This window comes from Flavobacterium sp., from assembly GCF_039916025.1.
Lineage (GTDB): Bacteria > Bacteroidota > Bacteroidia > Flavobacteriales > Flavobacteriaceae > Flavobacterium.
This window is the reverse complement of the sequence record NZ_JBDSMB010000088.1, coordinates 1-15,533: the sequence shown is the minus strand read 5'-3', so window position 1 is coordinate 15,533 and position 15,533 is coordinate 1. Positions and strand designations below refer to the sequence as shown.

The 15,533-nt window shown below is 33.8% G+C and carries 15 protein-coding genes and 1 tRNA gene; 9 read left to right on the top strand and 7 right to left on the bottom strand.

Annotated elements, in window-relative coordinates; all coding sequences use genetic code 11:
* Positions 1–50: 50 nt before the first annotated feature.
* The 4 genes from ABIQ27_RS05925 to polA form a co-directional block, all read right to left on the bottom strand.
* Positions 51–707, bottom strand: coding sequence for an SdpI family protein (locus ABIQ27_RS05925; protein ID WP_348032858.1), 657 nt, complete (start codon positions 705–707; stop codon positions 51–53).
* Positions 708–709: 2 nt separating this feature from the next.
* Positions 710–964: an autorepressor SdpR family transcription factor gene (locus ABIQ27_RS05920; protein WP_136150837.1), complete on the bottom strand. Its 255-nt coding sequence runs from the start codon at positions 962–964 to the stop codon at positions 710–712.
* A 98-nt stretch (positions 965–1,062) separates the two neighbouring features.
* Positions 1,063–1,638, bottom strand: coding sequence for a hypothetical protein (locus ABIQ27_RS05915; protein ID WP_348032857.1), 576 nt, complete (start codon positions 1,636–1,638; stop codon positions 1,063–1,065).
* A 57-nt stretch (positions 1,639–1,695) separates the two neighbouring features.
* Entirely contained in the window at positions 1,696–4,554 is a 2,859-nt protein-coding gene (gene polA / locus ABIQ27_RS05910; protein WP_348032856.1) for a DNA polymerase I, read from the bottom strand.
* A 180-nt stretch (positions 4,555–4,734) separates the two neighbouring features.
* On the opposite strand from polA, the gene ABIQ27_RS05905 reads away from it, so the two are divergent.
* The 8 genes from ABIQ27_RS05905 (at position 4,735) to ABIQ27_RS05870 (ending at position 10,103) form a co-directional block, all read left to right on the top strand.
* Positions 4,735–5,202 (top strand): hypothetical protein, encoded by a 468-nt coding sequence (locus ABIQ27_RS05905; protein ID WP_348032855.1) that lies wholly within the window; start codon positions 4,735–4,737, stop codon positions 5,200–5,202.
* Positions 5,203–5,293: 91 nt separating this feature from the next.
* Entirely contained in the window at positions 5,294–5,968 is a 675-nt protein-coding gene (locus ABIQ27_RS05900; RefSeq protein WP_348032854.1) for a response regulator transcription factor, read from the top strand.
* Positions 5,969–7,306 (top strand): HAMP domain-containing sensor histidine kinase, encoded by a 1,338-nt coding sequence (locus ABIQ27_RS05895; protein WP_348032853.1) that lies wholly within the window; start codon positions 5,969–5,971, stop codon positions 7,304–7,306.
* Positions 7,307–7,411: 105 nt separating this feature from the next.
* Entirely contained in the window at positions 7,412–7,591 is a 180-nt protein-coding gene (locus ABIQ27_RS05890; protein WP_348032852.1) for a hypothetical protein, read from the top strand.
* Positions 7,592–7,706: 115 nt separating this feature from the next.
* Positions 7,707–8,009: a hypothetical protein gene (locus ABIQ27_RS05885; RefSeq protein ID WP_348032851.1), complete on the top strand. Its 303-nt coding sequence runs from the start codon at positions 7,707–7,709 to the stop codon at positions 8,007–8,009.
* Between the two features lie 117 nt (positions 8,010–8,126).
* On the top strand, positions 8,127–8,342 hold the full coding sequence (locus tag ABIQ27_RS05880) for a hypothetical protein (RefSeq protein WP_348032850.1): 216 nt from the start codon (positions 8,127–8,129) through the stop codon (positions 8,340–8,342).
* A 157-nt stretch (positions 8,343–8,499) separates the two neighbouring features.
* Positions 8,500–9,732, top strand: coding sequence for a metallophosphoesterase (locus ABIQ27_RS05875; RefSeq protein WP_348032849.1), 1,233 nt, complete (start codon positions 8,500–8,502; stop codon positions 9,730–9,732).
* 74 nt (positions 9,733–9,806) lie between these two features.
* Complete coding sequence (locus tag ABIQ27_RS05870; protein ID WP_136150834.1) at positions 9,807–10,103, top strand: thioredoxin family protein; 297 nt, start codon at positions 9,807–9,809, stop codon at positions 10,101–10,103.
* Here the strand turns inward: ABIQ27_RS05870 and ABIQ27_RS05865 are convergent.
* Together ABIQ27_RS05865 and ABIQ27_RS05860 are read right to left on the bottom strand one after the other, a co-directional pair.
* Positions 10,100–10,735: a polysaccharide deacetylase family protein gene (locus tag ABIQ27_RS05865; RefSeq protein ID WP_348032848.1), complete on the bottom strand. Its 636-nt coding sequence runs from the start codon at positions 10,733–10,735 to the stop codon at positions 10,100–10,102. The genes ABIQ27_RS05870 and ABIQ27_RS05865 overlap by 4 nt on opposite strands.
* A 68-nt stretch (positions 10,736–10,803) precedes the next feature.
* Complete coding sequence (locus ABIQ27_RS05860; protein WP_348032847.1) at positions 10,804–14,082, bottom strand: DUF2723 domain-containing protein; 3,279 nt, start codon at positions 14,080–14,082, stop codon at positions 10,804–10,806.
* Between the two features lie 222 nt (positions 14,083–14,304).
* Between ABIQ27_RS05860 and ABIQ27_RS05855 the strand changes: the two genes are divergently transcribed.
* A tRNA-Gln gene (locus ABIQ27_RS05855) sits at positions 14,305–14,375 on the top strand.
* Positions 14,376–14,521: 146 nt separating this feature from the next.
* Here the strand turns inward: ABIQ27_RS05855 and ABIQ27_RS05850 are convergent.
* Positions 14,522–15,346 (bottom strand): universal stress protein, encoded by an 825-nt coding sequence (locus ABIQ27_RS05850; RefSeq protein ID WP_348032846.1) that lies wholly within the window; start codon positions 15,344–15,346, stop codon positions 14,522–14,524.
* Positions 15,347–15,533 lie beyond the last annotated feature (187 nt).

Here is a 15,533-nt window from a genome sequence, read left to right as displayed (position 1 = left end):
GTTCACCTAAATTTTTTTAAAAAACAAGAAGATTTTAAACCGCCAATGACTTAGTTTACCTGCTGTTGCTGGTTTTTCAGTTTCTTAAATTCCAAATAGGAATAGATGATTGGGATTACTGAAATAATGCCTGTAATGCCTAAAAAAGTGTATATGTTTAATGGTTCAGGTAAAACAAAAGTCATTGCCATTAGTAGTCCACCGACAAACCACATCTTGCCGGCGAGCAAATGCGTTTTTTTCCACACTTCTTCATTTTCCAACGTCCAGGGAGTTCTGATTCCGATAAAATAATTGGGTTTAATCGTTTTGAAATAATTCCCCAGGAAAGCAAATAACAAACCTACAATAGCAAGTATTAATCCGGGATTGCTTGTTTGTTGTTGTGCACTATATAAGATAAAAATGGCAAGAGCCGACATGAACAGGCTAAGGATAAAACGCAGATTGTTTAATTTATTACCCATCGTTTTTAATTTCTGCTTAGGGTCAATATTTGGAATAACCAGTAAAATCAGGTAGGGAAGGCCAACAACTAATAAAAGCATAAAAAATAATTCTTTTTTATTTCCATAATCGTCAATTTCACCTGAAGCATTCCAATGCATCGGAACTTTTTCAGGCAAACGATTCCAGATGTATGCCAAATAAATAAAAGGCAATAATGCAATACTAATAAACGGGATTTCTTTTTTAAATTTTTCCATTGTTATTTTTTTAGAGTTATGATCCATTTAATGATGTCGTCGACGATAGTTGTGTTTAAAGAATAGACAACAAATTGGCCTTTTTTTTCGCTCGTGACCAAATCGGCACGTTTAAGAATGTCCAAATGATGCGAAATACTGGGTTTCGAAATATTAAATTGATCGGCAATATCTCCCGCAGTCATTTCCTGTTTGCGGAGCATTTCAAGAATGTCACGTCGCGTTCCATCGTTTAATGCTTTGAAGATATCGTTCATGTAATTAAATATTTAGACAAATGTCTAAATATTATTTTAAACAAACAAATTTTATTCGGGAAATTTTATTTCTGGGATTTAAAAGAAAGAGTAAGGTGTTATTTTTTTTGGCAGTTTGAACAAAACAAATTATTTGGCCCAAAGCAATTAAATAAAAAGTAATTTATTTGAAATCCTTCTTTGGATAATAAGTATCCATAATAGTTAATGTATTTATAATCATCGTCTGCTATGTTAATAGATAAATTTTCGCCTTTTTTAAAGTTTTGAATTATTAAATTTATGGTCAACCGTTTATTAAACTCATTGAGTTCATCATAAGAAATATAATTTTCGTTTAAAATTTCTAAACTTTTCGGGTTTTTAAATTTAAAATTCCTTGAACCATTCTTTTTTATCAAATTGGTGGCATAAAAATATCTTTCTAAATAATCGCAACATTTAGTTTCATCATGAATGATATTGTTCTCAATTTCAAATGCGCTTATAAAAGCGTTATCCAGAATACAAATTTCTTTAATCTCATTTGTGTTTAAATCTTCGAAATTAATTAGATAACAAGCTTGGTCTGATTCTAAAAGATTTAAAAAATTATCATTCAATATTTTTTCACTAACCTGACTAAAAATCAAGTTTGAAAAAGTGATAAAAACTATAAAAATCAATTTTTTCATAAACACAAATTTACTGCCAACTGCTACTCCCGATAGCTATCGGGACTGAACACTTTCTTAATGTGCTTCCAGCCAATCTTTACCCAAACCAATTTCGACATCTAATGGAACAGCGAGTTTAATGGCATTTTCCATTTCGTATTTAATCATCGGCTGGATTTTTTCTAATTCGGAATTATGCACATCAAAAACAAGTTCGTCATGAACCTGCAACAGCATTTTTGATTTCCAGTTTTCAGTGCTAAGTTTTTTATAAATATTAATCATTGCAATTTTGATTATATCAGCAGCACTTCCCTGAATTGGAGCGTTGACAGCATTTCGTTCGGCTCCACTTCTTACGATAGCATTTGCCGAGTTGATATCTTTTAAATAACGACGTCTTCCCAAAACCGTTTGCACATAACCATTATCACGGGCAAAATCGACTTGCTCCGACATATAGGATTTTAGTTTTGGATAGGTTTTATAATACGCATCAATCAATGCGGCACTTTCGCTTCTTGACAATGATGTTTGGTTACTCAATCCAAAAGCGGAAACGCCATAAATAATTCCGAAATTTACCGTTTTTGCATTGCTACGTTGTTCTTTGGTAACTTCTTCCAACGGAACATTGAACACTTTTGCGGCCGTACTTCTATGAATATCTTCGTTGTTCCGGAACGCTTTTATCATATTTTCTTCGCCACTCAAAGCAGCAATAATCCGAAGTTCTATTTGGGAGTAATCGGCAGATAGCAAGGTGTGATTTTCATCACGCGCGATGAATGCTTTTCTGATTAATCTTCCTCTTTCAGTACGAATCGGAATGTTTTGCAGATTTGGATTATTCGAACTCAAACGGCCTGTTGCCGCAACAGTTTGCATATAATCAGTGTGAACTCGTTGCGTTTTTTTATCAACCTGATTTGGCAAGGCATCAATATAAGTGCTTTGTAATTTCACCATTTGACGCCATTCCAATATGTCTTTTACAATCGGATTATCATTGGCTAAATAAGACAACACTTCTTCGCCAGTTGCATATTGACCGGTTTTGGTTTTCTTTTGTTTGGCACCACCAATTTTCATTTTATCAAAAAGAATGTCACCGAGTTGTTTAGGCGAAGCCAAATTGAATTTTTCTCCTGCCGTTTCGTAGATTTTTTGTTCAAATAGAAGAATGTCTTTTTGCATCTCAACCGACATTTTCTTTAGATAATCTTCATCCAAATTGATGCCTTCCATTTCCATTGCGGCTAAAACCGGAATTAACGGAATTTCAATTTCCTCGAATAGTTTTTTGGTCTCGGCTTTGTCCAAAATTGGGCTGAAAACTTCTTTTAGCTGAAGCGTAATATCAGCATCTTCGGCGGCGTATTCTTTGATTTCCTCCAAAGCTACATCGCGCATTGATAGTTGCCCTTTCCCTTTTTTGCCAATTAAGGTTTCGATAGATTTTGGCGAATATTTCAAATATGTTTCACTCAAAACATCCATACCGTGACGCATATCAGGATTAATCAGATAATGCGCAATCATCGTGTCGAATATTTTTCCTTTGACCTGAATGCCGTAATTCGACAACACTTTCAAATCATATTTTACATTTTGCCCAATTTTTTCAATGGTTTCACTTTCGAAAAATGGTTTGAATTTTTCTGTCAATGCTTTGGCTTCCTCCTGATTTTCGGTAACCGGAACATAAAATGCTTTTCCTTTTTCAAAAGAAAATGACATTCCAACCAGTTCAGCATTCAAGGCATCAATTCCTGTAGTTTCTGTATCAAAACAAACCGAAGTCTGATTCATCAGGTTTTGCAGAAACAATTTCGTGCCTAATTCACCCTGAATGATGGTATAATTATGATCTGTGTTTTCTAAAGTAGCGTAATATGAATTTGGTTTTGCGTCTTCGCTTTCATCATCTGAAAATCCGAACAAATCAAATTGGCTTTCATTTTTTGGAGCGAATTTTTTAGCAGGTTTTGGTGTTTCGCCTGGAACAGTTTCATTTGAGCCATTGGTGTCAATTTCATCATACTCTTTTCCGGATCCAAAAAACTTGTCAAACTGAGCTTTTAGTTGACGGAATTCTAATTCCATAAACAAGGCATCTGTTTTTTCTACATCAGGTTTTGATAGTTCAAAATCTTCTGCATTGAATTCGACACTGCAATCAAGCAGGATTGTCGCCAGTTTTTTGGATAAAATCCCGAGTTCTTTATTAGCTTCGATCTTCTCTTTCATCGCGCCTTTTAGCTTATCCGTGTTTGCCAGAAGATTTTCCATTGAACCAAATTCTTTCAATAATTTCTTGGCAGTAACTTCGCCAACACCCGGTAATCCTGGAATATTATCCGCAGCATCGCCCATCATTCCAAGAAAATCAATTACCTGTTCCGGTCTTTCGATTTCGAATTTGGCCAACACTTCCGGAATTCCCCAAATTTCAATATCGTTCCCTAAACGCGCGGGTTTGTACATAAAAATATTTTCAGAAACCAATTGCGCAAAATCCTTATCGGGCGTGACCATAAAAACCTGAAAGTTTTCTTTTTCGGCTTGTTTTGCCAAAGTTCCAATCAAATCATCTGCTTCGCAACCTGCCAATTCAATAATCGGAATATGCATTGCTCTTAATAATTCCTGAATATAAGGCACCGCAATTTTAATTGCTTCCGGAGTTGCATCACGGTTGGCTTTATATTCCTGATACATTTCATAACGATAATCACTTCCGCCTTTGTCAAAAGCAACAGCCAAATGATCCGGTTTTTCACGCTTGATAACATCCATTAAGGCATTCATGAATCCTATAATCGCCGAAGTATCCATTCCTTTAGAGTTGATACGGGGATTTTTTATAAAAGCATAATACCCACGGAAAATTAAGGCGTAAGCATCAAGAAGGAAAAGACGTTTCTGTGACATAAGTTTAATAGAATTAGAATCTGAAATGAATTCAGAACGAGTGTAAAAATAGGAATTTGAAGTTTACCTTTTGGCAAAATCACAAACTAAAGTTAAACTTTTTTAAATGGTCATTTCTTCATTTAATCTTCATTTTCAGGCTATAGTTTTGCCTTGTAAATGAATTAGAAAAGAATAGAAATGAAAAATTCACTTTTAGTATTGTCGCTTTTTCTCTCTTTCTTACTTCATGCGCAGGAAGAAAGTTCAAAAACGGTTGTGCCAACACTTGAAGTTGAAAAAGCGTTTCAGAAAGATTTTCCAAAAATTAAACCAAGCTGGAGAGAAGAATATACTGGTGATGATAAAGATGAATTGAGTTTTGATGCAGATTTTACTTTGAACAACACCAACATGACAGCAGTTTATAGTTTTATTGGAGTTTTTAAGGTTTTGGAATTTGAAATAAAAACCGCCGACATTCCAGCCAAAATAAGTAGTTATATGGAGAGAAATTATCCAAAAAACAAAATAAAAAAAGCAGCAAAAGTGATGAGAAACAACAATAATATAACCTTCGAAATAGGAATCACAATAAATGAAAAATGGGTTGATGTAGTTTTTAATAAAGAGTGCGACTTTTTAAAAATGGTTCAGAAAGATGAGTAAATGGGATTTTTTATAGATGATGGTTTTTAAAAGTCGGCGAAGGGATTTGCCGACTTTTTGATTATATTTACTTTGATTATACTAGAATTTTATGAATGTTTTAATTGTTGAAGATTACAAAGAACTGGCGACGGAATTGGTAGATTATCTTTCCAAAAACGGTTATTTATGTAAAGCCGTTACTACCTGCGAAGAAGCATCGGAAGAAATTGCTGTAAACGATTATGACGCTATGCTTTTGGATTTGGGTTTGCCCGATGGAAGCGGTTTTGATGTTTTGAAAGAAGTCCGGAAATCAAAATCTAAAATTGCGGTTATAGTTATCACGGCGCGCGGAGAATTAGATGATAAAATTAATGGCTTGGAACTAGGTGCTGATGATTATCTTACCAAACCATTCGCATTAACTGAACTAGGCGCAAGATTATTTGCCGTAATCAGAAGAATTCACGGATTTACAGCCAATGAATTAAGCGTTCACGGATTCACAATTCAACTACAGGATTATAAAGTTAGTTTTGAGGAAAATCCGATTTCTTTGACCAAAAAGGAATTTGATATTTTTCAATATCTGGCACTGAATAAAAACAGGGTTATCACCCGGTTGCAATTGACGGAACATGTTTGGGGCGATGTTTTGGAAATCAATTCTGATTCCAATTTTATTGATGTCCATGTTCGTAATCTTCGAAAAAAACTGAATGCTTTTTCCAAATTAGATTGGTTTGAAACTGTTAGAAACGTTGGCTACAGAATAAATATATAAATGAAAATCAAGCACCAATTAGCGGTTTTTAATTTATTGACAAGATTGTTGATCATTGTTGTGCTTTGGTTTTCGCTTCCAGTTTTGGTGCAAAATGTCGTTTATTCCCATATCGATAAAAGCATTTTAGAAAAGAAGCAAAAGTTTATCCAGCATTTGGACAAAAAGGAAATCAACGATTTTATTTCCAGAAAAGATTCAGCCGAAACGTATGCCAGTTTTTCGACTTTGCACAATGAATTTTTACAATTATACAGAGCAAAAGAAGACTCTGCAAAAGACAAAAGTGTTTTTGTAAACGAGTCAAGAGTGATAGAAGATGAAGAAAGTGATTATAGGGTTTTGTATTATAATTTTACTTATGAAAACACCAAATATGTCTTAGAAATTGGAAATAGCCTGAGCGAGATTAACGATTTGACTTTTTCGATTCGGCTTTTTACAACGGTGCTGCTTTTTATAATTGTGCTGATTACCTTTTTGGCAGATACTTTTTATATCGAATATCTGTTGACGCCATTTTATAAAATTATCAATACCAAAATTAGGCATGTTGACGAACCGAATGGTTTTGATTACACCGAAATAAAAACACATTCGACCGATTTTGAAGAATTGGATACTGTTCTGAATCAGATGATGTTTAGGATAAACGATTTGTTTCAAAAGGAAAAACAATTTATTGGCAATGTTTCCCACGAGTTGCTGACGCCAATTTCACTTTTGAAAAACCGATTTGAAAACCTGCTTCAAAATGAATCGATAAACGATGAAGGAATTGACAAGATTGCAAGTTCACTAAGAACTTTGGATGTGCTCAAAAAGGTGATAAATAATCTGTTGCTGATTTCTAAAATCGACAATAATCAGTTTGTCAATAATGAAGAAATTTCCATTAAAGAAATCGTTGCTGAAATCCTGGAAGATTTTGAAGACCGGATTGAAGAAAAGCAAATCACAGTTTTGAATGAAGTTACAAATGACTTTGTCTTTATAGGAAACAGAACACTGATTCGGATTATGATCAATAATTTGATATCGAATGCCATTAAATACAATATTGCAAAAGGTAAAATCACTTTAAAAACTAATTCTACATCAGATCATTGTCTTTTAAGTATTAGCGATACCGGAAAAGGAATGACCGAAACGCAACAGGCTATAATTTTTGAGCGGTTTACCCGAATTTCTATCGAGCAGGAAGGTCAGGGCTTAGGATTGGCGATTGTCGACAGCATTGCCAAATTTCATCATATTGAAGTCAAAGCGGATTCTAAAATTGATTTTGGAACCACATTCACGATTCAATTTCCTATTGATTTCACAAAGAAAAGTTAAACATTTGCTGCAAGGCCAAATCTTCATTTTGTCTTCATTTGACAGACATAGTTTTGAAGTACAAAATAACATAGTGTTATTTATTAATTCAAAATTTTAGGAATCATGAAAAAAGTAGTAATGTTAGTAATGCTTGTTTTAGGAACAGCAGCTTTCGCGAATGTAAAACCAGTTGCATCAACAGGAAAATCAACAAAAGAGATTTCAATTAGAAAACACAAAAAACATCTTAAAAAAGCCAAAAAAGTAGAAGCTTCTCCAATTGCTTCTCCAGCAAAAAAATAACTTCAGATTAAATTTCAGCGTTTGTGAGAGTGACGTTTGAAGTTGAAAGGTTAGTTATTAATTCCAGAAAAACCGATAAATTTTTATCGGTTTTTTTGATAAATGAAAAGTAAATATGAAAAAAAAGAGTTCTAATTCGCAGCACATTTTAAATACTTCGGCCAACTTATTAGGTTTGTGTTTTATCGTTTTAACATCAAGAAATATTCTTGATATGAAGGCCGCAACATTGATTGATGAATTAACTGCATTTGCTATATTTTCATTTATGTTCAGCTGCATTTTATCTTTTTTAGCCATGCGAAGCAAAACTGAAATGGGAATAAAATATGAGAAGTATGCAGATGTTTTATTTTTTGTTGGACTTTCATCTCTTTTCGTAACCGCAACTCTAATTACTTTGAACATTATAGAATAAAAAATTGTTAAATTTTCTAAACTATATAAATCTTCATCTCAACTTCATTTAGCAGAAATACATTTGTCCTGTAAAAATAACAACAACGTTATTTAATTAATTTAAAAATATAAAATCATGAAAAAAGTATTGATGTTAGCAGTTTTATTTTTAGGAACAACTGCTTTGGTAAACGCTCAAACTGCGCCTGCAAAAGCGGCACCTGCAAAAGCGACACTTGCAAAAGAAGTTAAAGCTGAGAAGAAAGCAACTAAAAAAGCTAAAGTAGCAAAAGCAGATAAAAAAGTTATGCCAATTACTGCAGCAACACCAGCAACACCAGCAAAAAAATAACAAAACTTTTTGGGAAAAATGAGTTGAAGCAATTGTTATTTATTGTAAAGGCCGATGGATTTTCCCATTGGCCTTTTTGTTTATACGATAGTTAAAATTTATCCAAAAAGAAAAATTTGAAACAACTTTCTTTGTTAATTTGTTAAAAATTAAAAAAATGGCTTTTCGCTTTATAATTCTTTTTGTAATCATTGCTATAGTTGAACTTTACGCTTATCAGGTTATAAAAACCATTACTAAATCCAAATGGATTTTGATTGCTTATGTTGTAATTTCTGTTGCAGCAATATTTTTTATTACGTATGAGATTATGAAGTTTGACAGAAGCGTTGGGCAAACCAAGACGACGCTGATTACTTTAGGATTGCTGCTCTTAGTTTTGCTTCCCAAAATAGTATTGACTTTTGTAATGCTTTTGGAAGATGTTATGCGAATTCTAATGGGAACAATTACCCATTTTATGGGCCATAATTCAGATAGTTTTTTACCGGATAGAAGGAAGTTTGTTAGTCAGGTTGCGCTCGGATTGGCAGCGGTTCCATTTCTTTCTTTGATTTACGGAATGACGATTGGCAAATACAATTTCAAAGTAATTCGTCAAACCATATTTTTCCCTGATTTACCAGATGCTTTTGACGGTTTTAAAGTCACCCAAATTTCGGATATTCATAGCGGTAGTTTTGATAACGAAGAAAAAATAAGATATGCTATTGATTTAATCAATGAACAGGAAGCGGATTTGCTATTGTTTACAGGCGATATTGTGAATGCCAAGGCAGATGAAATGCATCCGTGGATTGACATCTTCAACGGAATAAAAAAATACGAATACGGAAAATATTCCATCTTAGGAAACCACGATTATGGCGCTTACCTGGATTGGAAATCTGAAAAAGCAAAAGCAGCTAATTTTGAAGCGATAAAAGACCTGCATCGTCAAATTGATTTTAAATTAATGTTGAATGAAAATATTAAACTCAAAAAAGGGAATGATGAAATTGCTTTGATTGGTGTAGAAAACTGGGGAAAACATTTTGGTGAATTTGGAGATATTAATAAAGCATCTGAAAATTTAGCGGAAACAGATTTCAAAATCCTGATGAGTCATGATCCAAGTCACTGGGAATATATTGTTAAGAAACATCCAAAAAATATACAGTTAACACTTGCCGGACACACACACGGAATGCAGTTTGGAATAGAAATCCCAGGTTTTTTTAAATGGAGTTTAGCGCAATACATGTATAAACAGTGGGCGGGATTATATGAGGAATTTGGAAGATATGTGTATGTAAACCGCGGTTTTGGATTCCATGCCTATCCTGGTCGGGTCGGAATTATGCCGGAGATTACTGTTTTTGAACTAAAAAAAGGGGAAAAAGTAGCATAATTAGTTAAAAATGCTACATTTGTGCTTTACAATTTCTTTTAAAATAAAAAAAGAATTAAAAATATTTTGGTTTTATGTCAAAATTTGGAGAATTAATCAATGCTCAAGTACCTGTGTTAATTGACTTTTACACAGAATGGAATGAATCTTCAGTTTCTATGCATCCTGTTATCAGAGATGTAGCAGCTGCGCTTGGTGATAGAGCAAAAGTAATAAAAATTGATGTAGATAAGAATCAGGAACTGGCCGATGCACTTCGCATTAAAGGATTGCCAACGCTGATGATTTACAAAGAAGGTCAGATGGTTTGGAGACAATCAGGAGAATTGGACGCCAACACTATTATTGGGCTTGTTCAGGAACAGCTTTAATCGATTTTTGCACAAACAAATCCGTTTTCTTTTAGGAATGCTAAAGTCTTAGGCAAAACATATCTTAGGTTTTGCTCTGCTTTTATGCTATCGTGAAAAACGATAATGCTTCCACTTTCCAGATTCCTTAAAACATTATCCAGGCATTTTTCAGGAGTAATGGTTTTATCAAAATCATAACTCAAAACATCCCACATTATTATTTTGTAGCCGAGCTTTCTTAAAATTTTGGATTGCGAAGGTTTGATTTTGCCGTATGGAGGACGAAAAAGATTTGGGATTTGGGAATTAGGAATTAGGATTTTTGATTGACACAGCGCAACGTTTTCAATGTATTCGTCATTTGTTGTTTTCCAACCTTTAAGATGATTGAAAGTGTGGTTGCCAATAGCATGACTGTCTTGAATTATTTTTTGAAAAATGGCCGGATGCTTTTCAATGTTGTTTCCAATGCAAAAAAAAGTGGCTTTGGCATCGTATTTTTTTAATTGCTCCAATGTCCATTCTGTAATTTCTGGTGTTGGACCATCATCAAAGGTTAGGTATACTTTATTTTCGGGATTAGGAATATCCCAAACATAATTTGGAAAAATCCTTTTGACAAAATAGTTTGTTTTTACCCAGAAACTCATACGCTAAATATAAAAAAAATGTGCCAAATGATTTCTCAATTGGCACATTTTTAAATTTTAAAACTGAACTATTCTAATTCTCTTTCGAAACGGGCAAATCTTCTTACGAACGAGTTAAAAACAGGTTTGTTTTTGTTGTAAAATGCTATGTCACCACGATCTTTCATTACAATCAACAAACTTCTATAACGCTCAATATCGGTGATAATATCAGTAGCGATTCCATTTTGAATTGATGGCTGAATATTTGAATAGTATGTTAGATTTTGCTTGTATTTAGTCATCAGGCGCTCTAATAATTCCCTTGCTTTAGCTTTTTCACCAAGCTCATAATAACCGCCTGCAAATGGTTCAACCATGGTGTAATAACCATAATAATCCATCGGCATTTTGCTTAAAGCTAAATCGATGATTTTTTTGGCTTTCTCTTTTTTACCTTCGTTGATTAATTGTTCCATTAATCTGGCCATGTTGGTTCTGTATGAAATGCTGTTTTTGCGCGTTTCAGGATCGTGATAAATTGTGGTTAGGTCACCGTTACCCCAACTCCATTTCATAACTAAGTCATACATTTTATCGCTGTCAATATCACCCATATCGTATGGATTCTCTTTGTCGATTGGTGTTTTTATTGGGACTAATTTATAAACCAATCCATCAAGCTGAAGATAGTCTTTCATCCAAAGATAATCGTCATCACCAAAACTTCCACCGGTAAAATATATTGGACGTTTCCAATCGTTATTAGCTAACACATCGAAAGCCATCAAACGGTTTTTATACATAGCACTTCCTTTGATATCTACATCAATGTAAGGAACAATAGAATCATAATATTTTGGATTTACAACCTTATTTTTTATGATGTTTTCCTTGTTGATAGGAATCCTGATTTTATTTGTCGGATAAAAATGGATGGTTTGTCCGTTTGACATTTCAACCGTAGATTTTGGAAGTTTGATAAATTTGATAAAATCTTTAATGTTCCAACGTGCATCCGTTTTCGGAATATGAGCCACGTAATCTAATTTATCTCCAACATATTCGCTGTGTTTAAACGATATTGGCAAACCATCAGATTTATAGGTTTTGAATTTCATTTGGTCAATATACCAATCGGTCATGAATAATTGGGTATTCACAATTTTGATATCCGTTCTAATGCCTTCAATTTCCTGAGCATACCAAAGCGGGAAAGTATCATTGTCACCGATGGTATACAGAATTGCATTTTGATCACAGGATTCGAGATAATTTTTTGCCATGGCAATAGCCGTATATTTTTTCGCACGACTGTGATCATCCCAGTTTTGAGATGCCATTAAAATAGGTGCGCCTAAAAGACAGGCTCCAATTACTATTGGACCAACCAATTTCGATTTTAATTTCTCGGCAATCATTTCATAAATCGCGTAAACACCAAACCCAATCCAAATGGCAAAAACATAGAATGAGCCAACCAATGCATAATCCCGTTCGCGAGGTTCAAACGGTCTTTCGTTTAGAAATATTTTTAAGGCGATACTGGTGAATAAAAACAATGCTAACAGCACATAAAAGCTTTTCAAATCCTTTTGTGCGTGATACATCAATCCAATCAAACCAATCAGGAAAGGCAGAAAATAATATACGTTTCTGCCTTTATTGTTTTTGACATCATCAGGCAGATTTTCCTGCGTTCCTTTACCAAGATGGATTTCGTCTATAAATTTAATTCCGCTTAGCCAATTGCCATCAAGATTGTCATATTTCCCCTGGATATCATTTTGTCTTCCAACAAAATTCCAAAGCAAATACCTGCCATACATATAGCCGAACTGGTATTCAATCATGAAACTTAAGTTGTCCCAGGCAGATGGTTTTTCAACAGTTATATAATCGCTGTATTTTTTTAGGAACGAAACATAATCTTCGTTGTCAATTTTTTTCTGAGCGTAAGCAGATTTGAATTCAGAAATAGTTTTGCCCATTTCGTCTTTTAACTGCCCAACAGCCATAGCCACTTGCTCTTCACTTAAACTATCGATATTAACTCCGTATTGCGCTAAATCTTCTTCGTAAGGATAGTTTTGATTTAGTTCTACTTTTGGCACACCGGTAAACTGAATATAATTGTCAATATGGTCTGTGCTCCAAAGACGCGGAAGAAATGCTTTTTGCCTATTATCGCTATTTTGTTCGGCGTTTTTGTAATTGTTTACAATCACATATTTTCCGGTTTTATAATCTCTTTCGTAGTTGGGAGCTTTATCTAAATATGGTTCATCTTTATCTAAACCAGCAAAAGTATCGGTGTATTGCGGACCATAAAACAATGGGTTTACGCCATATTGTTCTCTGTTATAATAAGCTAAAACTTCGGCAGCATCCGATGGTTTGTTTTCATTGATTACCACGTTGGCATTGGCACGAATTGGCAACATCATCCAGATAGAAAACCCGATTAACACAAAAAGAATACACAATAAACCTGTGTTATAAAACGGATGTCCTTTTTCGCGGGTGTATTTTAATCCAAAATAGAAAAAAGCAACAATCAGCAGAAGCGCAAATATGGTTCCTGAGTTGAACGGCAATCCAAAGCTGTTAACCATAAAGATTTCCATTTTTCCAAAGAACGCTAGTGTATATGGCAATAATAATTTGAAAATGAATAATAAAATCGCAACGATTATAATGTTAGCAATGATAAAATTTTTGACAGTAATGGTTTTGAAATTTTTAAAGTAATACAAAAACCCAATAGCCGGAATGGTTAACAATGCCATAAAGTGAACACCGAACGAAAGTCCAACCATTAATGAAATCAATAAAAGCCAGCGATTACCTCTTGGTGTATGCATGTCTTGTTCCCAGCGTAATCCAAGCCAAAACAATAATGCAATAAACAATGATGCCATGGCATATACTTCGGCTTCAACAGCACTTGACCAAAAACTATCTGAAAAAGTAAACGCTAACGAGCCAACAAAAGAACTTCCAAGAATAACAATTGCTTTGCTTTTGTCAATTTCAGTGTATTGAGAAACAATTTTTTTCAATAATATGGCTGATGACCAAAACATAAACAATATAGTAAATGCACTTGAAAACACAGATACCATATTTACCATCAAGGCGATTGTTTCTTTATTGAAAGCGAACATGGCAAAGAAAGCTCCAAGAATCTGGAACAATGGTGCTCCGGGTGGATGGCCAACTTCCAGTTTCGCGGCTGTTGAAATATATTCCCCACAATCCCAAAAGCTCATGGTTGGTTCAACTGTCAGTGAATAAGTAATTAAGGCAATTGCAAATGTTGTCCATCCTAGAATGGTATTCCATTTATTGAAGTTAAAGTTCATCATACAGATATGAAATGAAGGTTTTATTTAATGTTACAAAGAAACTATTTTTTTTAACGCAAGTAAACTTGCATTAACAAAATTTTCTTAAATAGGATAACGGGTTAATATCAAGTTTATTGTGGTTCGTTTTGAATTGATTTTAGGCTTATATTTTAATTTTTATAGATATTTATTTGTGTAAAATAAAATTTGTACTAAATTTGCACTCGCGTTAAGCAAAGCTGGTCTATGGTGTAATGGTAACACAACTGTTTTTGGTGCAGTCTTTCAAGGTTCGAGTCCTTGTAGACCAACGATTAATCCCGCTCTTGCGGGATTTTTTGTTTTTTGGCAGGACGAGAAGTTTATCCCGAATTTATTTCGGGAAGTCCTTGTAGACCAACAAAAAAATCCTCTCAATTTGAGAGGATTTTTTATTTTATGACTTTTTGAATAGTATTTATATTTTGAAAGTAACCACAGGACGCAATGAATGATTTACTAAATCTTCACTAATGCTTCCGTTAAAAAAGTGTGAGATTCCTTTTCTTCCGTGTGTGCAAACACCAATTAAATCAGCACCGATTTTGTCAGCAAAATGTAATATTCCATTTTCAACGTTAACATCATTATAGATATTTAGAGAATATTTATTGACAGTAAAATTTGAAATAAAGTTTTTCATAACCTCTTCGGCAACATGAGTAGGTTTAAAAGTGCTGGGTGTATTGATCATGGCTAGCTCTAATTCTGCGTCAAATTTGTTGGCGAATTCAACTACTTTGGCAAAAGGTTTTTTTATTTCATCTGAAAAGTCAGAAGCAAAAACAAATTTATCTACTTTAAATTCCCCAACCTCTTTTTTAATAATTAATACAGGTGCTACTGAATGCCGAACTACTTTTTCTGCATTGGAACCAATAAACATTTCTTTGAAACCGCTTGCTCCATGCGAACCCATAACAACTAAATCAATATCATTTTTTTCACTTACTTTAAGTATTCCATCGAAAGCCAATTCAAACTGAATAATTTCAGAAACCTTTAAGCCATCCAGGCACTCATCATCCATTAAATCTTCCAGTCTGTTGATAGCTGAATTCTTAAAAAGCATTATTTCAGGTAAATCATGACCGCTTCCAATTGCATCACCTGCCTGATGAGGTAATTCTAACATATGTAATAATATAATTTCACCGCCGTTATTACGGGCAATTTGAGAAGCAACTTTTAATGCGTAGTAGGCGTGTTTTGAAAAGTCTGTTGGTACTAAGATTTTTTTCATAAAAAGTAAGTTTTGGATTGTAAATAATTCTACAATAAAGGTATTATTTTTTTTTGAATCAACAATGCTTTTTGGTTTATAAAAAAATAACTATATTTGCACCGTTATTTACTATTCAAAACTAAATAATGAGGGAAGCAATGCTTCCCTCTTTTTATACATTATGGCATTTAAAGACAAAATTTCG